The 22818-nt window shown below is 57.2% G+C and carries 23 protein-coding genes; 3 read left to right on the forward strand and 20 right to left on the reverse strand.

Going from position 1 to position 22818, the window contains the following annotated elements:
* Position 1: 1 nt before the first annotated feature.
* The 20 genes from CKW24_RS02360 to rpmH form a co-directional block, all read right to left on the reverse strand.
* Positions 2-778, reverse strand: a complete 777-nt coding sequence (locus tag CKW24_RS02360; RefSeq protein ID WP_095165059.1) for a DeoR/GlpR family DNA-binding transcription regulator — start codon at positions 776-778, stop codon at positions 2-4.
* A gap of 159 nt (positions 779-937) precedes the next feature.
* Positions 938-2305: a bifunctional UDP-N-acetylglucosamine diphosphorylase/glucosamine-1-phosphate N-acetyltransferase GlmU gene (glmU, locus tag CKW24_RS02365; RefSeq protein ID WP_095165060.1), complete on the reverse strand. Its 1368-nt coding sequence runs from the start codon at positions 2303-2305 to the stop codon at positions 938-940.
* A gap of 115 nt (positions 2306-2420) precedes the next feature.
* Positions 2421-2846 carry a F0F1 ATP synthase subunit epsilon gene (locus CKW24_RS02370; protein ID WP_095165061.1) on the reverse strand — a complete coding sequence of 142 codons (426 nt, stop codon included), beginning with the start codon at positions 2844-2846 and terminating at the stop codon, positions 2421-2423.
* A 45-nt stretch (positions 2847-2891) separates the two neighbouring features.
* Positions 2892-4271 carry a F0F1 ATP synthase subunit beta gene (gene atpD / locus CKW24_RS02375; protein ID WP_095165062.1) on the reverse strand — a complete coding sequence of 460 codons (1380 nt, stop codon included), beginning with the start codon at positions 4269-4271 and terminating at the stop codon, positions 2892-2894.
* A 27-nt stretch (positions 4272-4298) separates the two neighbouring features.
* On the reverse strand, positions 4299-5159 hold the full coding sequence (gene atpG, locus CKW24_RS02380; protein ID WP_042556891.1) for a F0F1 ATP synthase subunit gamma: 861 nt from the start codon (positions 5157-5159) through the stop codon (positions 4299-4301).
* A 50-nt stretch (positions 5160-5209) separates the two neighbouring features.
* A complete protein-coding gene (gene atpA / locus CKW24_RS02385) occupies positions 5210-6754 on the reverse strand; it encodes a F0F1 ATP synthase subunit alpha (RefSeq protein WP_095165063.1) in 1545 nt (514 codons plus the stop codon).
* A gap of 21 nt (positions 6755-6775) precedes the next feature.
* The gene (locus CKW24_RS02390; RefSeq protein WP_095165064.1) at positions 6776-7312 is read right to left on the reverse strand and encodes a F0F1 ATP synthase subunit delta; all 537 of its coding nucleotides are present in this window, start codon (positions 7310-7312) and stop codon (positions 6776-6778) included.
* Positions 7313-7324: 12 nt separating this feature from the next.
* A complete protein-coding gene (locus CKW24_RS02395; RefSeq protein WP_095146191.1) occupies positions 7325-7795 on the reverse strand; it encodes a F0F1 ATP synthase subunit B in 471 nt (156 codons plus the stop codon).
* Positions 7796-7851: 56 nt separating this feature from the next.
* Positions 7852-8109, reverse strand: coding sequence for a F0F1 ATP synthase subunit C (atpE, locus tag CKW24_RS02400; protein ID WP_002555987.1), 258 nt, complete (start codon positions 8107-8109; stop codon positions 7852-7854).
* Between the two features lie 133 nt (positions 8110-8242).
* Entirely contained in the window at positions 8243-9112 is an 870-nt protein-coding gene (atpB, locus tag CKW24_RS02405; protein WP_095165065.1) for a F0F1 ATP synthase subunit A, read from the reverse strand.
* Positions 9113-9128: 16 nt separating this feature from the next.
* On the reverse strand, positions 9129-9536 hold the full coding sequence (locus tag CKW24_RS02410) for a F0F1 ATP synthase subunit I (protein WP_095165066.1): 408 nt from the start codon (positions 9534-9536) through the stop codon (positions 9129-9131).
* A 148-nt stretch (positions 9537-9684) separates the two neighbouring features.
* Positions 9685-10557, reverse strand: a complete 873-nt coding sequence (locus CKW24_RS02415) for a ParB/RepB/Spo0J family partition protein (RefSeq protein ID WP_095165067.1) — start codon at positions 10555-10557, stop codon at positions 9685-9687.
* Between the two features lie 9 nt (positions 10558-10566).
* Entirely contained in the window at positions 10567-11364 is a 798-nt protein-coding gene (locus CKW24_RS02420) for a ParA family protein (RefSeq protein ID WP_095165068.1), read from the reverse strand.
* Positions 11365-11382: 18 nt separating this feature from the next.
* A complete protein-coding gene (gene rsmG / locus CKW24_RS02425) occupies positions 11383-12027 on the reverse strand; it encodes a 16S rRNA (guanine(527)-N(7))-methyltransferase RsmG (protein ID WP_095165069.1) in 645 nt (214 codons plus the stop codon).
* Positions 12024-13922 carry a tRNA uridine-5-carboxymethylaminomethyl(34) synthesis enzyme MnmG gene (mnmG, locus tag CKW24_RS02430; RefSeq protein WP_095165203.1) on the reverse strand — a complete coding sequence of 633 codons (1899 nt, stop codon included), beginning with the start codon at positions 13920-13922 and terminating at the stop codon, positions 12024-12026. The genes rsmG and mnmG overlap by 4 nt, the downstream gene beginning before the upstream one ends.
* 628 nt (positions 13923-14550) lie before the next feature.
* Entirely contained in the window at positions 14551-15921 is a 1371-nt protein-coding gene (mnmE, locus tag CKW24_RS02435; RefSeq protein WP_095165070.1) for a tRNA uridine-5-carboxymethylaminomethyl(34) synthesis GTPase MnmE, read from the reverse strand.
* Positions 15922-16000: 79 nt separating this feature from the next.
* Positions 16001-17674, reverse strand: a complete 1674-nt coding sequence (yidC, locus tag CKW24_RS02440; protein ID WP_095165071.1) for a membrane protein insertase YidC — start codon at positions 17672-17674, stop codon at positions 16001-16003.
* Positions 17675-17676: 2 nt separating this feature from the next.
* Positions 17677-17922 carry a membrane protein insertion efficiency factor YidD gene (yidD, locus tag CKW24_RS02445; RefSeq protein WP_010465488.1) on the reverse strand — a complete coding sequence of 82 codons (246 nt, stop codon included), beginning with the start codon at positions 17920-17922 and terminating at the stop codon, positions 17677-17679.
* Positions 17915-18316 (reverse strand): ribonuclease P protein component, encoded by a 402-nt coding sequence (gene rnpA, locus CKW24_RS02450; RefSeq protein WP_202982093.1) that lies wholly within the window; start codon positions 18314-18316, stop codon positions 17915-17917. Before rnpA ends, yidD begins: the two co-directional genes overlap by 8 nt.
* Before the next feature lie 16 nt (positions 18317-18332).
* Positions 18333-18467, reverse strand: coding sequence for a 50S ribosomal protein L34 (rpmH, locus tag CKW24_RS02455; RefSeq protein ID WP_003213577.1), 135 nt, complete (start codon positions 18465-18467; stop codon positions 18333-18335).
* A gap of 565 nt (positions 18468-19032) precedes the next feature.
* Between rpmH and dnaA the strand changes: the two genes are divergently transcribed.
* Genes dnaA through recF form a run of 3 tightly spaced genes read left to right on the forward strand, consistent with a single transcriptional unit; the run spans position 19033 to position 22817 of the window.
* Positions 19033-20550: a chromosomal replication initiator protein DnaA gene (gene dnaA / locus CKW24_RS02460; protein ID WP_095165073.1), complete on the forward strand. Its 1518-nt coding sequence runs from the start codon at positions 19033-19035 to the stop codon at positions 20548-20550.
* Positions 20551-20589: 39 nt separating this feature from the next.
* A complete protein-coding gene (gene dnaN / locus CKW24_RS02465) occupies positions 20590-21693 on the forward strand; it encodes a DNA polymerase III subunit beta (protein WP_095165074.1) in 1104 nt (367 codons plus the stop codon).
* Between the two features lie 20 nt (positions 21694-21713).
* Complete coding sequence (gene recF, locus CKW24_RS02470; RefSeq protein ID WP_019694407.1) at positions 21714-22817, forward strand: DNA replication/repair protein RecF; 1104 nt, start codon at positions 21714-21716, stop codon at positions 22815-22817.
* Position 22818 lies beyond the last annotated feature (1 nt).

Here is a 22818-nt window from a genome sequence, read left to right on the forward strand (position 1 = left end):
GTTATTTCTCCTGGCTGACTGCCGCGCAAATCAAGTGAATGCCGCGGGCCTGAATCTGATCGCGCGCTTCGATGGGCAGGCGGTCATCGGTAATAAGGGTATGGACGCTGCTCCATGGCAGCTCCAGGTTAGGGATCTTGCGTCCGATCTTGTCGGATTCGACCATCACGATCACTTCGCGGGCCACATCGGCCATGACCCGGCTGAGGCCGAGCAGCTCATTGAAGGTGGTGGTACCGCGCACCAGGTCGATGCCGTCGGCACCGATGAACAACTGGTCGAAATCGTAGGAGCGCAGGACCTGCTCGGCCACCTGCCCCTGGAATGACTCGGAATGGGGGTCCCAGGTTCCGCCAGTCATCAACAGCACGGGCTCATGTTCCAGCTCGCTCAAGACGTTGGCCACATGCAGGGAGTTGGTCATGACCACCAGACCGGGCTGCAGGCCCAACTGGGGAATCATCGCTGCTGTGGTACTACCACTGTCGATGATGATGCGCGCATGCTCGCGAATCCGCTGCACGGCGGCGCGAGCGATGGCCTGTTTGTACTGGGAAACCGGCTGGCCGGGATCGCTGACCAGCTCCTGGGGCATGGTGATTGCGCCGCCATAACGCCGCAGCAGCAGGCCATGGCTTTCCAGTGCAGCCAGATCCTTGCGGATCGTCACTTCCGAGGTTTCGAAGCGTTTGGCCAACTCATCCACACTGACTTCACCCTGCTCGGTGAGCAAGGCAAGGATATTGTGTCGGCGTAGGGGCGTGTTGCGTTTCGACATGGATTGGTAAGTTTCGTTTCGAAAGATAACGAAAGCAATAAAAACCTATCAGCGAAACTTCGTCAAGCGGGCAGAAGAAAAAAGCTTCGCGGGCAAGCCTTGCTCCTACCAGGAGCAGGCTTGCCCGCGAATAAAGTGGATCATGAGCCTGTGGATAACTCAGACCTTCTTGATCTTCTCCGGGCGTTTCCAACCGTCGATATTTTTCTGCCTGGCCCTGGCCACTGCCAGTTGGAACTTATCCACATTGGTGGTGATCGTTGACCCAGCTGCGGTGGTTGCACCGGCAGAGATATCCACAGGCGCAACCAGGGAGTTGTTGGAGCCAATGAACACGTCTTCGCCCAACACGGTTTTCCATTTGTTGGCGCCGTCGTAGTTGCAGGTAATGGTGCCTGCGCCGATGTTGCTGCGCGCACCGATTTCAGCGTCACCCAGGTAGGTCAGGTGACCGGCCTTGGCTCCTTCCCCGAGGTGGGCATTTTTCAGTTCGACAAAGTTACCCACATGGGCCCGCGCTTCCAGGACCGTGCCCGGACGCAAGCGGGCGAACGGGCCGGCATCGCTGCCTTCACCCAGAACCGCGCCATCAATGTGACTGTTGGCCTTGACCACCACGCCTTTGCGCAGGGTGCTGTCCTTGATCACGCAGTTCGGGCCGATCTCCACGTCGTCCTCGATGACCACGCGACCCTCGAGAATCACGTTGATATCAATCAGCACATCCCGACCGACGGTCACTTCGCCACGCACATCAAACCGGGCCGGATCGCGCAATGTCACCCCCTGGGCCATCAGTCGACGGCTGGCTCGCAGCTGGTAATGACGCTCGAGTTCGGCGAGTTGCTTGCGGTCATTGGCGCCCTGAACTTCCATGGCGTCGTGGGGTTGTTCGGTAGCCACCACCAGGCCATCGCCGACGGCCATGGCAATCACATCAGTCAGGTAGTACTCGCCCTGGGCGTTGTTGTTGGACAACCGGCTCATCCAGTCACCCAGACGCTCGAAAGGCACCGCGAGAATCCCGGTGTTGCCTTCGGTGATGGCCCGCTCGGTCTCATTGGCGTCTTTTTGCTCGACGATGGCGGTGACCTTGCCCGCCGCATCACGCACGATCCGGCCATAACCGGTCGGGTCATCCAGCTCGACCGTCAACAAGCCCAATTGCTGCGGCGCTACGTGGGTAAGCAGGCGTTGCAGGGTCTCGACTTCGATCAGCGGCACATCGCCGTAGAGAATCAATACGGTATCGGCCGTGATGAACGGCACGGCCTGGGCTACGGCATGGCCAGTACCCAGTTGCTGGTCCTGCAGGACAAAATTCAGGTCATCCGCCGCCAGGCGCTCACGCACGGCGTCGGCGCCGTGGCCGATCACCACGTGAATACGCTGTGGCTGAAGCTGCCGGGCGCTGTGGATAACATGGCCAAGCATCGAGTTGCCCGCCACAGGATGAAGTACTTTGGGCAAGGCTGAACGCATGCGGGTGCCTTGACCTGCGGCGAGGATAACGATTTCTAGTGACATGACTGGCTACCAATCCTGGGTGGTCAGCGGCTGCGACCAAGAGGTGAATTGCAAAAAATAAAAAGGGTAGCCGAGGCTACCCTTTTTAATCAATCACACAACAAGCGGGAGGCGATTAGCCGCCGAACTTCTTGCGGATCTGCTGGACGGTGCGCAGCTGAGCTGCAGCCTCGGCCAGACGTGCGGAAGCAGAGCCGTAATCGAACTCGGCGCCGCGCTCATGCAGGGCCTTCTCGGCAGCCTTGACGGCTTCCTGAGCGGAGGCTTCATCCAGGTCGGCAGCACGTTGCACGGTATCGGCAAGTACCTTGACCATATTCGGCTGAACCTCGAGGAAACCACCGGAGATGTAGAACACCTCGGCTTCCCCGCCTTGCTTGATCAGGCGGATCGGACCCGGTTTCAGATTAGTGATCAGCGGCGCGTGACCCAGGGCGATACCAAGATCACCCAGTGCACCGTGCGCAATCACCATCTCGACCAGACCGGAAAAGATTTCTCCTTCCGCGCTGACGATGTCGCAATGGACTGTCATAGCCATCTGATTGCCTCAACCTAAATTAGCGCCCGTCGCCGGGCGCCTGGATTACAGTTTCTTGGCTTTCTCGATCGCTTCTTCGATGCCGCCAACCATGTAGAACGCTTGTTCTGGCAGGTGGTCGTAGTCACCGTTGAGGATGCCTTTGAAGCCAGCAATGGTGTCTTTCAGGGAAACGTATTTACCCGAGGCACCGGTGAAGACTTCAGCCACGAAGAACGGCTGCGACAAGAAACGCTGGATCTTACGAGCACGGTTTACCAACTGCTTGTCGGCTTCCGACAGCTCGTCCATACCCAGGATCGCGATGATGTCCTTCAGTTCTTTGTAACGCTGCAGAACATACTGTACGCCGCGAGCGGTGTCGTAGTGGTCCTGACCGATCACGTTCGGGTCCAGCTGACGCGAAGTCGAGTCCAGTGGGTCTACCGCTGGGTAGATACCCAGGGAAGCGATGTCACGGGACAGAACGACGGTGGCGTCCAAGTGGGCGAAGGTGGTCGCTGGCGACGGGTCAGTCAAGTCATCCGCAGGTACGTATACCGCTTGGATCGAAGTGATCGAACCGTTTTTGGTCGAAGTGATGCGCTCTTGCAGAGTACCCATCTCTTCAGCCAGGGTCGGCTGGTAACCTACTGCAGAAGGCATACGGCCCAGCAGTGCGGATACTTCAGTACCGGCCAGGGTGTAACGATAGATGTTGTCGACGAACAGCAGAACGTCGTTACCTTCGTCACGGAACTTCTCGGCCATGGTCAGGCCAGTCAGTGCTACGCGCAGACGGTTACCCGGCGGCTCGTTCATCTGACCGTAAACCAGTGCCACTTTGTCCAGAACGTTGGAGTCCTTCATCTCGTGGTAGAAGTCGTTACCCTCACGAGTACGCTCACCCACACCGGCGAACACGGAATAACCGCTGTGCTCGATGGCGATGTTACGGATCAGTTCCATCATGTTTACGGTTTTGCCTACACCGGCACCACCGAACAGACCAACTTTACCGCCCTTGGCGAACGGGCAAACCAGGTCGATAACCTTGATGCCGGTTTCCAGCAGGTCGTTGCCGCCCGCTTGTTCTGCGAAGGTTGGCGCAGGACGGTGAATGCCCCAGCGCTCTTCGGTGTCGATTGGACCTGCTTCGTCGATCGGGTTGCCCAGAACGTCCATGATCCGGCCCAGGGTCGCTTTACCGACTGGTACGGAAATGGCTGCGCCGGAGTCGATGACGTCCAGACCACGCTTCAAGCCCTCGGTGGAGCCCATCGCAATGGTACGAACCACGCCGTCGCCCAGCTGTTGCTGAACTTCCAGAGTGGTTGCGGCCGCGCTTTGAACTGTCAGCGCGTTGTAGATGCTCGGTACGCTGTCGCGTGGAAATTCCACGTCGATAACGGCGCCGATGATTTGAACGATACGTCCGCTACTCATAGCTGGATCCTCTGAATATTTGAACCGTTAAACCGCGGCAGCGCCGCCGACGATTTCCGAGATCTCTTGGGTGATCGCAGCCTGACGCGCCTTGTTGTAGATCAGCTGCAAATCGCTGATCAAGTCACCGGCGTTGTCGGTAGCGTTCTTCATTGCGATCATCCGCGCCGCTTGTTCAGCTGCGTTGTTCTCGACCACCGCCTGGTAGACCTGCGACTCCACGTAACGGACCATCAAGCCGTCCAGCAGCTCCTTGGCATCCGGTTCGTAGAGATAGTCCCAGTGGTGCTTGAGTCCTTGATCCGGGGTTGCCACCAGCGGAATCAACTGCTCCACGGTAGGCTGTTGCGTCATGGTGTTGATGAACTTGTTGGATACCACGCTCAGGCGGTCGATACGGCCGTCCAGGTAGGCATCCAGCATCACCTTGACGCTGCCGATCAGATCATTGATCGATGGCTCTTCACCCAGGTGGCTGATAGCTGCTACGACGTTACCGCCGAAGTTGCGGAAGAAAGCCGCACCCTTGCTACCAACAACACACAGATCGATCTCGACGCCATTTTCGCGGTTTACCGCCATGTCCTTGACCAGGGCCTTGAACAGGTTGGTGTTCAAGCCACCACACAGACCACGGTCACTGCTCACTACTACGTAACCGACGCGCTTGATTTCACGGTCGATCATGAAGGGGTGGCGATATTCCGGGTTGGCGTTGGCCAGATGACCAATAACCTGGCGGATGCGCTCCGCGTAAGGACGGCTAGCAGCCATGCGCATTTGTGCCTTGCGCATTTTGCTGACCGCCACTTTTTCCATGGCGCTGGTAATCTTTTGCGTGCTTTTGATGCTCGCAATCTTACTGCGAATCTCTTTTGCGCCTGCCATGTAACACCTATCAGGTTAGCAAGCGGGAGCCTTGCGGCTCCCGCTGCGGCTTACCAGGTTTGGGTGGCCTTGAACTTCTCGATACCGGCTTTCATGCCAGCGTCGATTTCGTCATTGAAGTCACCCTTCACGTTGATCTTCGCCATCAAATCGGCGTGATCGCGGTTGAAGAAAGCAATCAGCGCTTGTTCGAAGCTGCCGATCTTGGCGATTTCAACGTCAGTCAGGAACCCACGCTCAGCGGCATACAGCGACAGCGCCATGTCAGCAATCGACATTGGTGCGTATTGCTTCTGCTTCATCAGCTCGGTAACGCGCTGACCATGCTCAAGTTGCTTACGGGTCGCTTCGTCCAGGTCAGAAGCGAACTGGGCGAATGCCGCCAGTTCACGGTACTGAGCCAGAGCGGTACGGATGCCACCGGACAGCTTCTTGATGATCTTGGTCTGAGCGGCACCACCCACACGGGATACCGAAACACCGGCGTTCACAGCAGGACGGATCCCGGAGTTGAACATGGCCGATTCCAGGAAGATCTGACCGTCGGTGATGGAAATCACGTTGGTCGGAACGAACGCGGAAACGTCGCCAGCCTGGGTTTCGATGATCGGCAGTGCGGTCAGGGAACCGGTTTTGCCGGTCACTGCGCCGTTGGTGAACTTCTCTACGTATTCTTCCGAAACGCGGGATGCGCGCTCCAGCAGACGGGAGTGGAGATAGAACACGTCGCCTGGGTAAGCTTCACGGCCTGGTGGACGGCGCAGCAGCAGGGAAATCTGGCGGTAAGCCACTGCTTGCTTGGACAGATCGTCATAAACGATCAGCGCGTCTTCACCGCGGTCGCGGAAGAATTCACCCATGGTGCAACCGGAGTACGGTGCCAGGAACTGCAGTGCTGCAGATTCCGAGGCGCTCGCAGCCACGACGATGGTGTTAGCCAGTGCGCCGTTTTCTTCCAGCTTGCGAACCACGTTGGCGATGGTCGATTGTTTCTGACCGATCGCTACGTATACGCAGAAGATGCCGCTGTCTTTCTGGTTGATGATCGCGTCGATCGCCAGAGCGGTTTTACCGATCTGACGGTCACCGATGATCAGCTCACGCTGGCCACGGCCGACTGGGATCATGGCATCGACAGCCTTGTAGCCAGTCTGTACAGGCTGGTCTACCGACTTACGCCAGATCACGCCTGGAGCAACTTTCTCGACCGCATCGGTCTCGGTGTTGTTCAGCGGACCTTTGCCGTCAACTGGGTTACCCAGTGCGTCGACTACGCGACCCAGCAGTTCCTTACCAACCGGAACTTCGAGGATGCGGCCGGTGCACTTGGCGCTCATGCCTTCAGCCAGGGACTGGTATGCGCCCAATACAACGGCACCTACGGAGTCCTGCTCCAGGTTGAGAGCCATACCGAAGACGCCGCCCGGAAACTCGATCATCTCGCCGTACATTACGTCGGCCAGACCGTGAATCCGCACGATACCGTCAGATACGCTGACGACAGTGCCTTCGTTACGGGCTTGGGAGGTCACATCGAGCTTTTCGATGCGGCCCTTGATAATTTCACTTATTTCGGAAGGATTGAGTTGCTGCATTGCTCTGCTGCCCCTTCAAACTCAAGATTTCAATGCTTCGGCAAGATTCGCGAGTTTTCCGCGAATCGAGCCATCGATTACCAGGTCGCCGGCGCGAATGATGACACCACCAATCAGGGCGGCATCCTCCGCAACTTGCAGGCGCACTTCCCGGTTGAGTCGTGCACTGAGAACCTTGGCGAGTTTGTCTTGCTGTTCTTGGTTCAATGCAAAAGCACTGGTGACTTCTACATCTACCGACTTCTCTTGTTCAGCCTTGTACAGGTCAAACAGAGCGGCGATCTCCGGCAACAGCGGGAGACGGTCGTTTTCGGCAACGATGTTGATGAAGTTCTGTGCCTTGGCATCAAACTTGTCGCCGCACACGTCAATAAACGTGGCGGCCTTGTCTGCGCTCGTCAGTCGCGGGGCCTTGAGCACGCGCTGCATGGTGTCGTCTTGCGACACTGCTGCAGCCAGGCCGAGCATGGCTGACCAAGAGGCCAGTTGCTGGTGGGCCTGGGCGTGCTCGAAGGCTGCCTTAGCGTAAGGTCGGGCCAACGTGGTCAATTCTGCCATGATCGCCCTCGCTTAAATTTCAGCAGCCAGTTTGTTTACCAGCTCCGCGTGCGCGTTTTGATCGATTGTGGCACCCAGGATCTTCTCGGCGCCGCCAACGGCCAGTGCACCCAGTTGGGTACGCAGCGCGTCTTTGACACTGTTGATTTCCTGCTCGATCTCGGCCTGAGCCTGAACCTTTACGCGTTCAGCGTCGATACGGGCTTTTTCAACAGCCTCTTCAACGATCTGATTGCCGCGCTTCTTGGCTTGCTCAATGATTTCGGCTGCCTGAGTTTTTGCTTCGCGCAGTTGTTGACCCGCTTTATCTTGGGCCAACTCCAGGTCGCGAGCTGCTCGGGCGGCAGCGTCCAGTCCATCCGCGATCTTCTTCTGACGTTCGTGCAAAGCCGCAATGACCGGAGGCCACACGAACTTCATGCAAAAAAGTACAAAAATTAAGAACGCAACGGACTGGCCAATCAGGGTTGCATTAATGTTCACGCCAACACCTCGCTCGTTCGTTGCACATCACACCAATCACTCGAAGGTTCGAGTGATTAGCCAGCGAGTTGACCAACGAATGGGTTCGCGAAAGTGAAGAACAGAGCAATACCAACACCGATCATGGTTACGGCGTCGAGCAGACCGGCAACGATGAACATTTTAACTTGCAGCATTGGAACCATTTCTGGCTGACGCGCTGCGCCTTCCAGGAACTTGCCGCCCAACAGGCCGAAACCAATTGCGGTACCCAGTGCGCCCAGGCCGATCAACAGTGCAACAGCGATAGCGGTTAGACCAACTACAGTTTCCATCTTTCCTCCCGACTTTTACGTCGTATGGTTTAGGTTTTTTAGATTAAAGCGGTAAAACAAATCGTTTCATCGTGCCCGTGATGGGCCCCCTCCCGCCGAGACGAGAGGGACATCAGACTAGCCTAAGCTGGTCTTAATGGTTCTCTTCGTGCGCCATCGACAGGTAGACGATGGTCAGCATCATGAAGATAAACGCCTGCAGGGTGATGATCAGGATGTGGAACACAGCCCACGCCCACTGCAGAACTACGCCCAGGCCGCTAAGCCAGAGCAGACCACTGCCGAACATCACAGCGATCAGAATGAACACCAGTTCGCCGGCATACATGTTGCCGAACAGACGCAGGGCCAGCGAGATTGGCTTGGCGATCAGCGTCACGAACTCCAGCAGGAAGTTCACCGGGATCAGCAGGGCTTGAACGAAGACGTTCTTGCTGCCGAACGGGTGCAGGGTCAGTTCGCCGATGAAACCGCCGATGCCCTTGACCTTGATGCTGTAGAAAATGATCAACGCGAACACCGACAGGGCCATGCCCAGGGTAGCGTTCGGGTCAGTGGTCGATACGGCACGGAACGGAATGTGCGGATCGCCAGAGATCATCATGGCCAGCTGAGGAATCCAGTCAACCGGGATCAGGTCGACGGCGTTCATCAGGAAGACCCAGACGAAGATGGTCAGTGCCAGCGGTGCAATCACCGGGCTACGGCCATGGAAGCTGTCTTTCACGCTGCCATCGACGAATTCGACCAATACTTCAACGAAGTTCTGCAAAGCACCTGGTTGACCGGAAGTCGCTTTCTTCGCCGCCATGCGGAAAAGAAGTACGAAAATCAGACCCAATGCGACCGACCAGCCGAGGGTATCGACGTGGAAAGCCCAGAAGCCCATTTCTTTGGCTTCTGCTGCGGTGTGGGCAAAGCCCCAGCCGCCGGTAGGGTGCTGACCGAAGGTCAGGTTCTGCAAGTGGTGCTGGATATAGCCCGAAGCGGTTGTTTCTGCCATGGTTGCCTCAAACGCCCTAAGGTCTCGAAAGTCTTGTTCTCATCAGCAGGGGAGCGAACCAGCTGACCAGTTGGGTCAACACAAAGACGCCGAAGACTGCTAACGGCGCCAGTGGCTTCACACCTGCGAACGTCAATGCAAAAAGCACTGCCGTCAAAATCAGTTTGCCCGCCTCGCCGGCATAAAAAGACCGGACGATGGCTTGAGCTGCCCGGGCCCCGGAAAACCGAAATGCCCTATGAGCGAAATAAACATTGGGAAGCAAGGCTATCAGGCCTCCGCAGAGTCCTGAGTACCCGGCTACGACTCCATGCCATTGCCAAAGCGCCAAAGCGGCCAGCAGCAAAACGACAAATTGAGCCAGTAACACCGGAAAAACCGCCAGGCGATGGAACGGCAAGCGGTTTGGCGTGCGGCTTTCCATCGATCTTGCTCCTCAAAGGTCGGCTGCCAGAATTCAATAACTTGGCATAATTTGTGCCGACAAAATGCGCGCAGAGTATAGGGGCGGTTCAGCCCCTATTCAACTGTCAGGTAGTGATTTCCGACTGCACGCTACATGAGGAAATGTTTCAGCGGATGTGTGCAAGGACACCTTGAAGCTCATCCAGTGAGTTATAGCCGATTACCAACTGACCTTTTCCCTTCTTCCCGTGGCGGATCTGCACCGCAGAGCCTAGGCGCTCTGCCAGACGCTGTTCAAGGCGGGCGATATCCGGGTCGGCCTTGACCGGTTCGGCGACCTCCGGCTTGCCACTGAGCCACTGGCGAACCAGGGCTTCTGTCTGGCGTACGGTGAGGCCCCGTGCGACAACGTGTCGCGCCCCTTCAACCTGTTGATTTTCCGGTAACCCGAGCAAAGCACGGGCATGACCCATTTCCAGGTCGCCGTGGGACAACATGGTCTTGATGACTTCTGGCAAGGCAATCAGGCGCAACAGGTTAGCGACTGTCACCCGGGACTTGCCCACGGCTTCGGCCACTTGCTGCTGAGTCAGCTGGAACTCCTGCTGCAAACGCTGCAGGGCGACAGCTTCCTCGATTGGATTGAGGTCCTCGCGCTGGATGTTCTCGATCAGGGCCATGGCGATAGCGGTTTCATCCGACACGTCACGCACCATCGCCGGGATGGTTTCCTGCCCGGCCTGCTGGCTGGCGCGCCAGCGGCGCTCACCGGCAATGATTTCAAAGCGCCCGGCGCCGATGGGACGAACCACGATCGGCTGCATCACGCCCTGGCTCTTGATCGACTGCGCCAGCTCTTCCAGCGCCTGCGGGTCCATGTCCCGGCGGGGCTGGTACTTGCCGCGCTGGAGCAGGTCCAGTGGCAAGTGCTGCAGCTCGCGCAAGTCGGCCTGCACGGCCTGTTCTTCCAGCGAGCTGACAGTCGGACCACTCAGCAGTGCATCCAGTCCACGTCCGAGACCTCGTTTCTTGACGGCCATGGGGATTCCTTAAGTTGCCTGAGCAGCGGCGGCACGTGAGTTTTTGCGTTGACGGCGAACCATCTCGCCTGCCAATGCCAGGTAGGCAATCGCGCCTCGCGATGATTTGTCGTACGCCAGCGCAGGCATGCCATAGCTGGGTGCTTCGGCCAGGCGGATGTTGCGTGGGATGACCGTGTCGTACAACTGCTCGCCGAAGTGTTCCTTGAGCTGGGCCGAAACATCGTTCATCAGGCTCAGGCGCGGGTCATACATAGTCCGCAGCAGGCCTTCGACCTTGAGGTTCGGGTTCAGCAGTTCGGCGATGCGCTTGATGTTATCCACAAGGTCGCTCAAGCCTTCGAGTGCAAAGTATTCACACTGCATGGGGATAATGACCCCATCTGCGGCGACCAATGCATTCAGGGTGAGCATCGACAGCGACGGCGGGCAGTCGATCAGAATGTAGTCATAGCTCTCGCGAATCGGCGCCAAGGCGCTGCGCAGGCGGCTTTCCTTCATCTGCATTTCCAGCAGGACCACTTCCGCCGCGGTCAGGTCGCGGTTCGCCGGCAACAGCTGGTAACCACCGTGTTCGGAGAAATGCATGGCCTGGGTCAGGTCGCATTCGCCGATCAACAAGTCGTAGACCGAGTTTTCCAGGCCGTGTTTATCCACACCGCTACCCATGGTGGCGTTGCCCTGTGGATCGAGATCGATCAACAGCACCCGGCGCTTGGTGGCGACCAGGGATGCTGCGAGGTTGATGCAGGTGGTGGTCTTGCCCACACCACCCTTTTGGTTCGCTATCGCGAATACCTTAGCCATTCTTGCTTGTGTTCCCAATCATGCCGTGCGGCGCAGTATCAGCAGATGGCGTTGGCCTTGGCAACCAGGTACGGCCAAGGCGTGTTCGCTATCGAGGTGGAAGTCTGCCGGCAATGCTACCAGCTCATCCGCGGGATGAACGCCCTTCATTGCCAGCCAACGTGTATCGGTGTCGCCGAGGTGGCGCGTCCAGTTGCTGAAATTCTCCATGCTGCTGAAGGCCCGGGAGATGATCCCGTTGAATGGCAGCTCAGGCTGGAAGGCTTCGACGCGACTGTGGATAACTTGCAGGTTATCCAGTTTGAGTTCGAGTTTGACCTGGGTCAGGAAGCGGGTTTTCTTGCCATTGCTGTCCAGGCAAGTGACTTGCGACTCGGGAAACAGGATAGCCAAGGGAATACCCGGCATGCCGCCGCCACTGCCGACATCCAGCCAACGGCCGTTTTCGATGAAGGACATCACGCTCAGGCTGTCGAGCAAATGGCGCGAGACCATTTCGTCTGGATCACGCACCGCGGTGAGGTTGTAGGCCTTGTTCCATTTGATCAACAGGGCCAGGTAACCCAGCAATTGGGCGTGCTGGGCTTCACTCAGGTTGACACCGAGCTGGCGTGCACCTGTGGATAACTCTTCGGCGTGTTGCAAGGTGACCAACGAACTCAAGCGCTTTGCTCCAACTGACGGCCCGCGCCGCGTTTTTTCAAATGAATCATCAACAGCGAAATGGCTGCCGGCGTCACGCCCGGAATCCGCGAAGCCTGGCCCAGTGTTTCCGGACGGGTTGCACCGAGCTTGCCCTGGATCTCCTTGGAGAGACCGGAGATGGTCGTGTAATCGATATCCACAGGCAGTTTGGTGTCTTCGCTGGCCCGCAGACGAGCGATTTCATCCTGTTGGCGATCGATGTAACCGGCGTATTTGGTCTTGATCTCGACCTGCTCGGCAACCTGTGGATCGTCTGCACCTACGCCGGTGACCGAGATCAGGCCAGCGTAGTCGATTTCCGGACGGGTCAGCAGGTTCAGCAAGTTGTATTCGTGGGTCAGCGGGGTGCCGAATTTTTCCGCAATCGCATCGCCCTGCTCGGTGCCCGGGCGAACCCAGGTACTTTTCAGGCGCTGCTCTTCGAGTTCGATACTTTCGCGTTTTTTGCAGAATGCTGCCCAACGCGCGTCATCGACCAGGCCCAGCTCGCGACCTTTTTCGGTCAAGCGCAGGTCGGCGTTGTCTTCGCGCAGGATCAACCGGTATTCGGCGCGGGAAGTGAACATCCGATACGGTTCCTGGGTCCCGAGGGTAATCAGATCGTCGACCAATACGCCGATGTAGGCTTCATCGCGACGCGGGCACCAGGCGTCTTTGCCCTGTGCACGCAGTGCGGCGTTGGCCCCGGCCAGCAAACCTTGGGCGCCGGCTTCTTCGTAACCGGTGGTGCCGTTGATCTGCCCGGCGAAAAACAGACCGCCGATCACCTTGGTTTCCAGGCTGTACTTCAGGTCGCGTGGATCGAAGTAGTCGTACTCGATCGCGTAGCCCGGACGCACGATGTGCGCGTTCTCCATGCCGCGGATCGATTGCACGATCTGCAATTGCACGTCGAACGGCAAGCTTGTGGATATCCCGTTCGGGTAAAGCTCGTGGGTGGTCAGACCTTCCGGCTCGATAAACACCTGGTGGCTTTGCTTGTCGGCAAAGCGGTGGATCTTGTCTTCGATCGATGGGCAGTAACGCGGACCAATGCCTTCGATCTCACCGGCAGCGGAATACATCGGCGAACGGTCGAGGTTCGCGGCGATGATTTCGTGGGTACGGGCGTTGGTGTGGGTAATCCAGCAACTGACCTGCTTGGGATGCTGTTCCTTGTTGCCCATGAACGACATCACCGGGATCGGCGTATCACCGGGTTGCTCGGTCATCACCGAGAAATCCACAGATCGGCCATCAATGCGCGGTGGCGTACCGGTTTTCAAGCGACCCACGCGCAGCGGCAGTTCACGCAGACGGTGAGCCAGGGCAATCGACGGCGGATCACCGGCGCGACCGCCGGAAAAATTCTGCAAACCGATGTGGATAAGTCCACCGAGGAAAGTACCGGTCGTCAAAACCACGGAGTCGGCGAAGAAACGCAGGCCCATTTGGGTGACAACACCGCGTACCTGCTCCTGCTCAACGATCAGGTCGTCCGCTGCCTGTTGAAATATCCACAGGTTCGGCTGGTTCTCGAGAATCTCGCGAACCGCTGCCTTGTACAACACGCGGTCGGCCTGGGCGCGAGTAGCGCGCACGGCTGGGCCTTTGCGGCTGTTCAACACGCGAAACTGGATACCACCCTTATCGGTGGCCATGGCCATCGCGCCGCCGAGGGCGTCGATTTCCTTGACCAGGTGGCTTTTGCCGATCCCGCCAATTGCGGGGTTGCAGCTCATGGCACCGAGGGTTTCCACGTTATGCGTCAGCAACAGGGTTTTTGCCCCCATACGTGCTGATGCAAGTGCTGCCTCGGTACCGGCATGACCGCCGCCGATGACGATCACTTCAAAACGGGAAGGGAAATCCACCACGCACCTCGTGCCTGCTTCAGTTAGGTAATTCAGAAATGGTTTGAGCTCAGGTTTTTGGACCTGGTCGACAAGTATAGGGACTTCGCCCTTCCTAAAGAACCCTTTGCACAAAATTTAACCAGCTGTGGGTAAGTCACGAACAATAGAAATTAAAAAGAAAGAAATTTATAAGATCTTTGTTTTTATGTTTATTTCTATACAGCTACATTTCTGTGGATAGAATCCTACAAGCCTTTATTTACAATGTGTACAGCGGTTTGAAAGTCTGTGGTCATGTGGCCTTGAGGGCATGGGATAACCGGTCTAAGCCTGTGGATGAATGAGGTGGTTATCCACAGAGGCAGTTTTACTCAGTTTTCAGGCCCTGTTATCAACTGACCTTAGTGGCAGTTATTCACAGGGCTTAATCCACAGAAAAACCGTAAAAAGGCAAATCTCGCCCACGGGAAAACCACCCTGGCGAAAAAATCCCATGGCAACGGAAGAAGAAAAATGGATTAACAGCGGTAGGAGCAGGTGAAAGCCTGCGATCTTTTAACGATTCATCCGCCCGAGAGAGACGCAAGCACGGGTAGAAGCATCAAAAGATGACTAGATCGCAGGCTCCTATCTTGGGAAGGGAGCGTTATTTACCGATGCAGAAGCTGGAAAAGATCCTGCCCAGCAGGTCATCTGAGCTGAATTCACCGGTAATTTCACCCAGTGACTGCTGTGCCTGGCGCAAATCTTCGGCCAACAACTCGCCGGCGCCGGCCAATGTCAGCTGCGCACGCCCATGTTCCAGGGAGTCACTGGCATGGCGCAAGGCTTCAAGGTGACGGCGACGGGCGCTGAAACTGCTTTCTGAGGTCTGCTCGTAGCCCATGCAGGCCTTGAGGTGGTCACGCAGTAGCTCCAGGCCTTCACCTGCCGACTTGGCACTGAGGCTGATGGTGACGTGCCCATCGTCGCAGACCTGCAGCCCAATGGCCTCACCCGTGAGGTCGGCCTTGTTGCGGATCAGGGTGACTTTGCCCGGCTCTGGGCGCTGTTCCAGGAACTCAGGCCACAGGGCAAATGGATCAAGGGCTTCAGGGGCCGTAGCGTCGACCACCAGCAACACCCGGTCGGCTTCGCTGATCGCCTTCAACGCCCGCTCCACGCCAATCTTCTCGACCTGGTCATCGGTATCGCGCAGACCCGCAGTGTCGACCACGTGCAGCGGCATGCCATCGATGTGGATATGTTCGCGCAGGATGTCCCGGGTGGTGCCGGCGATCTCGGTGACGATCGCGGCTTCACGACCGGCCAATGCATTGAGCAGGCTCGACTTGCCGGCATTCGGACGGCCGGCGATGACCACGGTCATGCCATCGCGCAACAACGCGCCCTGCCCAGCTTCAAGCAATACCTTGGCCAACTCCTTGCGCACTGCATCGAGCATGGACAGCACATGGCCATCGGCAAGGAAATCGATCTCCTCTTCCGGGAAGTCGATCGCCGCTTCGACGTAGATACGCAAGGCAATCAATTGTTCGGTGAGGTTATGCACACGCTGGGAAAACGCCCCTTGCAGAGAACGCAGGGCATTGCGTGCGGCTTGCGCGGAGCTGGCCTCGATGAGGTCGGCAATGGCTTCGGCCTGGGCCAGGTCGAGCTTGTCGTTGAGGAACGCGCGCTCGCTGAACTCCCCTGGCCGGGCCAGACGACAACCCAGTTGCAGGCAACGCTGCAGCAACATGTCCAGGACAATCGGTCCGCCGTGGCCTTGCAGTTCCAGCACGTCTTCACCGGTGAAGGAGTTGGGCCCTGGGAAATACAGGGCAATACCTTCATCCAGGACTTCATCCTCGGCGCTGAGAAACGGACCGTAATGGGCAAAACGCGGCTTCAGCTCGCGACCACTGATGGCCTGTGCCGCATGACGCGCCAGTGGCCCGGAAATACGAACGATACCGACGCCCCCACGGCCCTGGGCGGTGGCGACGGCGGCGATGGTTTCACGAGGAGCGCTCATAAACCGATATCCCGATAAAAATGGCAGATAGCAAAACGCCCCACGAGGGGGCGTTTTGAATGGTTACATACTGAGCAAGTTACGCGTCGGCTTTTTTTGTCGCCGCTTCAACTTTGCGAGTGATGTACCACTGTTGTGCGATCGACAGGCAGTTGTTCACAACCCAATACAGCACCAGGCCCGCAGGGAACCACAGGAAGAAGAAGGTGAAGATGATTGGCATCAGCTTCATCACCTTGGCCTGCATCGGATCCGGAGGAGTCGGGTTCAGCTGCTGCTGGATGAACATGGTTGCACCCATGATGATCGGCAGAATGAAGAACGGATCCTTGATCGACAGGTCGGTAATCCACAGCATGAATGGCGCTTGGCGCATTTCCACGCTTTCCAGGAGTACCCAGTACAGCGAGAGGAAAACCGGCATCTGCACGAGGATTGGCAAGCAACCACCCAGCGGATTGATCTTCTCTTTCTTGTACAGCTCCATCATGGCTTGCGACATTTTCTGCCGGTCATCGCCATGTTGCTCTTTCAGCGCAGCCAGTTTTGGCGCCACTGCACGCATGCGGGCCATGGACTTGTAGCTGGCAGCCGACAGCGGGAAGAAGATCCCTTTGATCAGCATGGTCAGGAAGATGATCGACCAGCCCCAGTTACCCACAATGGCGTGGATATGTTGCAGCAGCCAGAAGATCGGTTGAGCGATGAACCACAGAATGCCGTAGTCGACCGTCAGTTCCAGACCTGGGGATAACTCTTTCAGTACTGCCTGGCTTTTCGGACCAGCGTACAGGGTTGCGCTGGTTTCAGCCTTGGCACCTGGCGCAATGGTCAAAGCCGGGCCAGTGAAACCGATGATGTAGTTGCCCTGGTTGTCTTTGCGAGTCTGCACCACGTTGCTGTCGTTCTTGGCTGGAATCCAGGCCGTTACGAAGTAGTGTTGCAGCCAGGCGACCCAGCCACCATTGACGGTTTCTTTCAGCGCAGCCTTGTCGATATCTTTCATCGACACTTTTTTGTACGGCTCTGCACTTGTCCACAGGGCGGCGCCCAGGTAAGTGGCGGTGCCGGTGGCAGTGGTGGAAGAAGGATCGGCACTGGCGTCACGCTTGAGCTGGGCAAACAGGTTGCCAGTCCAGGCCTTGTCGCTGGTGTTGTCGATCAGATAAGTAACTTTCAGATCGTACAAACCGCGAGTGAAGCTGAAGCGCTTGATGTAATTGACACCGCCATCGCTGAATTTGAGGTCAACGTTGAGCTGGTTCTGGCCATCAGCCAGTTGATAAGTCTTCTGTTCGGACGAGTAAACCGGACGACCGGTCGGGCGAGCATCAGGACCGTTGGTACCGGTCAGGCCACTTTGCGCCAGATAAGTACGTTCACTGCCGTTATCGAACAGCTGGAACGGAATTTCCGGATGGTCCTGGCGACGTGGATACAGCGGCAGCATCAGTTGGGCGATATCACCACCCTGAGGATCGATAGCCAGTTCGAGCACATCCGTTTTTACGTGGATGAGATCTTTACTAGCCACTACCGGAGTTTCGGTAGGGGTGCTGGTATCGGTATTTGCGCTGGGTACATCGGCACTGGCGGAAGCGTTGGTACCGTCCGGAATAGCCGGGGCATTCTGATTGGCAGCAACATTCTGAGTCGGCAGGGCAGCCTGGCCGTAGTCCTGGTTCCATTTCAGGACCATGACGTAGGACACGATTGCCAGGGCGACGATCAGGATCGTGCGTTTAATATCCATGATTACTCGGCCATCGAAGAAGAACGGGAGGTAGGGATAGGCGGAACCGGGTCATAACCACCGGGATTCCACGGATGACAGCGACCTAAACGACGAAAGGTCAGCCAGCCACCGCGCAGAAGGCCATGATTTTCAATGGCTTCATACGCGTAGCAGGAACAACTGGGGTAGAAACGACAGTGACTGGCCATCAGAGGACTAATGGCATAGCGATAAAACTGGATCGGAACGAGTGCCAGTTTACGCATCAGTGCTGTCTACCCCTACAGTTTCGGCTTTGACTGCTGGCTCTGGCTTGCTGCGTGCCAGACGTTTCCAGAGTTTGCCGAAATGCTGAATCAATTCGGGGTTTTCTACTTCGCCCAAACCTTTGCGCGCGACGATCACGATATCCCACCCAACCAGAGAATCCTGGTGGAGGCGAAACGATTCGCGCATCAGACGTTTGAGGCGATTTCGCTCAACGGAGAGTTTCACACTCTTTTTCCCGATAACCAGCCCGAGACGGGGGTGATCGAGATCGTTGGTGCGTGCAAGGAGCAGGAGATTTTTCCCCGGAACCTTGCCGGTAGGGGAGTCAAAGACTGCCTTGAAATGCCGGGGGGTCAGCAAGCGCTTTTCCCGACTGAAGTCCTGACTCACCTCCAGTACCGGATTATCAAACTGCCAGACGCGCACGACCTTTGGCGCGACGACGCGACAGGACTGCGCGGCCGTTTTTGGTAGCCATGCGAGCACGGAAACCGTGGGTACGAGCGCGTTTGATAGTGCTTGGTTGGAAAGTACGTTTCATGTCGTGTTACCTGGTTCGTCCACAACGGGCCGGAATGGCCCCCGTTTTAAGAGACCGGGGATTCTAGAGAAAGCAAGCCTCTAGGTCAATTTCCAACCAAGGTTTCCTTTAAATGGGTATTCGGGTGGTTCGTCCTTGAAAGGTGGACAGCTAGATATAAAAATAAAGAAGGAAAGTATTTAAAGCTTTTCTGTAAAGCTTATAAAAGCTAGGCCCGCCTCTATCTGTGGATAACTGGCTTTAGCCCTTCTATCTCGTGCTGTACAGAGAATGACAACTACCGTGGAAAGCGGTGGTCAGCCTGTGCTGCGCTGTCGGATAAGCTGTGGGTGAAACAGGTGGTTATCCACAGGCAGGTTATCCACCGAGTTTCGCCCCCACTTGTACAACGAGCTTAGGCGTGGTTATCCACAGAGCTTATGCACAGACCATTGGTCGCCTTTTTTGCCGATAAAACCTTGATTCTTCTGCACCTGTGATCAAGCTACGTGTGGATAAGTCTGCGTCCGGTCGCTACAATGGCCGCTTGTTTTTGCCTCACCGGCTTTCAACTTAGGGGATATCCGTGTCAGTGGAACTTTGGCAGCAGTGCGTGGAGCTTTTGCGCGATGAGCTGCCTGCCCAACAATTCAACACTTGGATCCGTCCACTACAGGTCGAAGCCGAAGGCGACGAGTTGCGTGTCTACGCACCGAATCGCTTTGTTCTCGACTGGGTCAATGAAAAGTACCTGAGCCGCGTGCTCGAACTGCTGGATGAGCATGGCAACGGCATGGCGCCTGCGCTTTCCTTATTAATAGGCAGCAAACGCAGTTCGGCACCGCGGGCCGCGCCCAATGCACCTTTGGCTGCTGCGGCATCGCAAGCCCAGGCGGCAGCGGCGCCGGCACCGGTCAATACGCCAACGCCGGCTCCAACCAGCAAGCGTTCGACGCAGAAAATCGTCGAGGTCAATGAAGAGCCGTCCCGCGACAGCTTCGATCCGATGGCTGGCGCCAGTTCGCAACAGGCCCCGGTGCGTGCCGAACAACGTACCGTGCAGGTAGAAGGTGCGCTCAAGCACACCAGTTACCTGAACCGGACCTTTACCTTCGAGAATTTCGTCGAGGGTAAGTCCAACCAGCTGGCCCGCGCTGCGGCCTGGCAGGTCGCGGACAATCCCAAGCACGGTTACAACCCGCTGTTCCTGTATGGCGGCGTTGGCTTGGGTAAAACTCACTTGATGCACGCTGTGGGTAACCATCTATTAAAGAAGAATCCGAATGCCAAGGTCGTGTACCTGCATTCCGAGCGCTTCGTGGCCGACATGGTCAAGGCGCTGCAACTGAATGCGATCAACGAGTTCAAGCGTTTCTACCGTTCGGTGGACGCCCTGCTCATCGATGACATTCAGTTCTTCGCCCGCAAGGAACGTTCCCAGGAAGAGTTTTTCCACACGTTCAACGCCCTGCTTGAAGGTGGCCAGCAGGTCATCCTCACCAGTGACCGTTATCCCAAGGAGATCGAAGGCCTTGAAGAGCGCTTGAAGTCGCGCTTCGGCTGGGGCCTGACGGTTGCCGTCGAGCCTCCTGAACTGGAAACCCGCGTCGCGATTCTGATGAAGAAAGCCGACCAGGCCAAAGTCGACCTGCCGCACGATGCCGCGTTCTTTATCGCCCAGCGCATTCGCTCCAACGTGCGTGAACTCGAAGGCGCGCTCAAGCGTGTTATCGCGCACTCGCACTTCATGGGCCGCGACATCACCATCGAGTTGATTCGCGAATCCCTGAAAGACCTGTTGGCGCTTCAGGACAAACTGGTCTCTGTGGATAACATTCAGCGCACCGTCGCCGAGTACTACAAGATCAAGATTTCCGACTTGCTGTCCAAACGCCGTTCGCGTTCGGTGGCCCGTCCACGTCAAGTGGCCATGGCCCTGTCCAAGGAACTGACCAACCACAGCCTGCCGGAAATCGGTGATGTGTTTGGCGGTCGCGATCACACCACGGTGTTGCACGCCTGCCGCAAGATCAACGAACTTAAGGAATCCGACGCGGACATCCGCGAGGACTACAAGAACCTGCTGCGTACACTGACCACTTGATGAACACCAGCGCAGCTTATTAAGGCAAGGGACTAGACCATGCATTTCACCATTCAACGCGAAGCCCTGTTGAAACCCCTGCAACTGGTCGCAGGCGTCGTCGAGCGCCGACAGACCTTGCCGGTGCTTTCCAACGTGCTGCTGGTTGTCGAAGGCCAGCAGTTGTCGCTGACCGGTACCGACCTGGAAGTCGAGCTGGTCGGTCGTGTGCAACTTGAAGAACCGGCCGAGCCGGGCGAAATCACTGTCCCGGCACGCAAGCTGATGGACATCTGCAAGAGCCTGCCGAACGACGCGCTGATCGACATCAAGCTCGATGAGCAGAAGCTGGTGGTCAAGGCCGGTCGTAGCCGTTTTACCCTGTCGACCCTGCCAGCCAACGACTTCCCTACCGTGGAAGAAGGCCCGGGTTCGCTGACGTGCACCCTGGCGCAAAGCAAACTGCGTCGTTTGATCGAGCGCACCAGCTTTGCCATGGCGCAGCAGGATGTTCGCTACTACCTCAACGGCATGCTGCTGGAAGTGTCCGCCGGGATCATCCGCGCCGTGGCTACCGATGGTCACCGTCTGGCCATGTGCTCGATGCAGGCTGACATCGGCCAACCGGATCGCCACCAGGTGATCGTGCCACGCAAAGGTATCCTGGAACTGGCACGCCTGCTGACTGAGCCGGACGGCAACGTGAGCATCGTGTTGGGCCAACACCATATCCGTGCCACCACCGGTGAATTTACCTTTACCTCGAAACTGGTCGACGGCAAGTTCCCGGATTACGAGCGCGTCCTGCCAAAAGGCGGCGACAAGCTGGTACTGGGCGATCGCCAGGCCCTGCGTGAAGCATTCAGCCGTACGGCGATTCTGTCCAACGAGAAGTACCGCGGCATTCGCCTGCAACTGGCCAATGGTCAGCTGAAGATCCAGGCAAACAACCCGGAACAGGAAGAGGCGGAAGAAGAAGTAGGCGTTGAGTACAACGGCGGCTCCCTGGAAATCGGCTTCAACGTCAGCTATTTGCTGGACGTGCTGGGCGTGATGACCACCGAGCAGGTGCGCTTGATCCTGTCTGACTCCAACAGCAGTGCGCTGGTGCAAGAGTCCGACAACGACGACTCGGCTTACGTTGTCATGCCGATGCGCCTGTAAACATGTTCAGCAGCCGCTAGATGTCCCTCAGTCGCGTCTCGGTCACCGCGGTGCGCAATCTGCACCCGGTGACCTTCTCCCCCTCCCCCCGCATCAATATTCTGTACGGCGCCAACGGCAGCGGAAAAACCAGTGTGTTGGAAGCCATCCATCTGCTGGGGCTCGCCCGTTCGTTTCGCAGTACCCGCCTGCTACCGGTGATCCAGTACGAACAGTTGGCCTGTACGGTATTCGGCCAGGTCGAATTGGCCGAAGGCGGCCACAGTGCGCTGGGGATTTCCCGTGATCGGCAAGGCGAGTTTCAGATTCGCATCGATGGGCAGAACGCCCGTAGTGCCGCACAACTCGCAGAAATCCTGCCACTGCAATTGATCAACCCAGATAGTTTTCGCCTGTTGGAAGGTGCGCCGAAGATTCGCCGTCAGTTCCTGGACTGGGGGGTGTTCCACGTGGAACCGCGCTTCATGTCCACCTGGCAGCGCTTGCAGAAGGCCCTGCGCCAGAGAAACTCTTGGCTGCGGCATGGTACACTTGACGCCGTTTCGCAAGCGGTTTGGGACAGAGAATTGTGCCAGGCCAGCGCTGAAATTGATGAATACCGCCGCGCTTACATCAAAGCCTTGAAACCAGTCTTTGAACAGACCTTGAGCGAACTCGTCGAACTCGAGGGCTTAACGCTTAGCTATTACCGGGGTTGGGACAAAGAGCGGGAACTGAGTGCAGTGCTCGCCGCGTCCGTTCACCGGGATCAGCAAATGGGGCATACCCAGGCCGGACCGCAACGCGCTGATTTGCGCCTTAGATTAGGCGCGCACAATGCCGCGGACATCTTGTCCCGGGGTCAGCAGAAGTTAGTGGTTTGCGCCCTGCGGATCGCCCAAGGGCATTTGGTCAGCCAGGCCCGGCGCGGCCAATGTATTTATCTGGTGGATGATTTGCCGTCCGAACTGGATGAGCAACACCGCCGCGCGCTTTGCCGTTTGCTGGAAGACTTACGCTGCCAGGTGTTCATCACCTGTGTAGACCACGAATTATTGAGGGAAGGCTGGCAGACGGAAACGCCAGTCGCTTTGTTCCACGTGGAACAGGGCCGTATCACCCAGACCCACGACCATCGGGAGTGAA

It is taken from the genome of Pseudomonas sp. Irchel 3H3 (assembly GCF_900187635.1).
GTDB lineage: Bacteria > Pseudomonadota > Gammaproteobacteria > Pseudomonadales > Pseudomonadaceae > Aquipseudomonas.

What these genes read in the sequence shown, in the direction of transcription:
- CKW24_RS02390 (WP_095165064.1), bottom strand. Translation starts at nt 7,312, where the DNA reads ATGGCAGAATTGACCACGTTGGCCCGACCTTACGCTAAGGCAGCCTTC.
- atpE (WP_002555987.1), bottom strand. Translation starts at nt 8,109, where the DNA reads ATGGAAACTGTAGTTGGTCTAACCGCTATCGCTGTTGCACTGTTGATC.
- atpB (WP_095165065.1), bottom strand. Translation starts at nt 9,112, where the DNA reads ATGGCAGAAACAACCGCTTCGGGCTATATCCAGCACCACTTGCAGAAC.
- yidD (WP_010465488.1), bottom strand. Translation starts at nt 17,922, where the DNA reads ATGCGTAAACTGGCACTCGTTCCGATCCAGTTTTATCGCTATGCCATT.
- glmU (WP_095165060.1), bottom strand. Translation starts at nt 2,305, where the DNA reads ATGTCACTAGAAATCGTTATCCTCGCCGCAGGTCAAGGCACCCGCATG.
- atpA (WP_095165063.1), bottom strand. Translation starts at nt 6,754, where the DNA reads ATGCAGCAACTCAATCCTTCCGAAATAAGTGAAATTATCAAGGGCCGC.
- mnmE (WP_095165070.1), bottom strand. Translation starts at nt 15,921, where the DNA reads ATGAGCGCTCCTCGTGAAACCATCGCCGCCGTCGCCACCGCCCAGGGC.
- CKW24_RS02420 (WP_095165068.1), bottom strand. Translation starts at nt 11,364, where the DNA reads ATGGCTAAGGTATTCGCGATAGCGAACCAAAAGGGTGGTGTGGGCAAG.
- yidC (WP_095165071.1), bottom strand. Translation starts at nt 17,674, where the DNA reads ATGGATATTAAACGCACGATCCTGATCGTCGCCCTGGCAATCGTGTCC.
- CKW24_RS02415 (WP_095165067.1), bottom strand. Translation starts at nt 10,557, where the DNA reads ATGGCCGTCAAGAAACGAGGTCTCGGACGTGGACTGGATGCACTGCTG.
- recF (WP_019694407.1), top strand. Translation starts at nt 21,714, where the DNA reads ATGTCCCTCAGTCGCGTCTCGGTCACCGCGGTGCGCAATCTGCACCCG.
- atpG (WP_042556891.1), bottom strand. Translation starts at nt 5,159, where the DNA reads ATGGCAGGCGCAAAAGAGATTCGCAGTAAGATTGCGAGCATCAAAAGC.
- CKW24_RS02370 (WP_095165061.1), bottom strand. Translation starts at nt 2,846, where the DNA reads ATGGCTATGACAGTCCATTGCGACATCGTCAGCGCGGAAGGAGAAATC.
- CKW24_RS02410 (WP_095165066.1), bottom strand. Translation starts at nt 9,536, where the DNA reads ATGGAAAGCCGCACGCCAAACCGCTTGCCGTTCCATCGCCTGGCGGTT.
- dnaN (WP_095165074.1), top strand. Translation starts at nt 20,590, where the DNA reads ATGCATTTCACCATTCAACGCGAAGCCCTGTTGAAACCCCTGCAACTG.
- atpD (WP_095165062.1), bottom strand. Translation starts at nt 4,271, where the DNA reads ATGAGTAGCGGACGTATCGTTCAAATCATCGGCGCCGTTATCGACGTG.
- CKW24_RS02360 (WP_095165059.1), bottom strand. Translation starts at nt 778, where the DNA reads ATGTCGAAACGCAACACGCCCCTACGCCGACACAATATCCTTGCCTTG.
- rpmH (WP_003213577.1), bottom strand. Translation starts at nt 18,467, where the DNA reads ATGAAACGTACTTTCCAACCAAGCACTATCAAACGCGCTCGTACCCAC.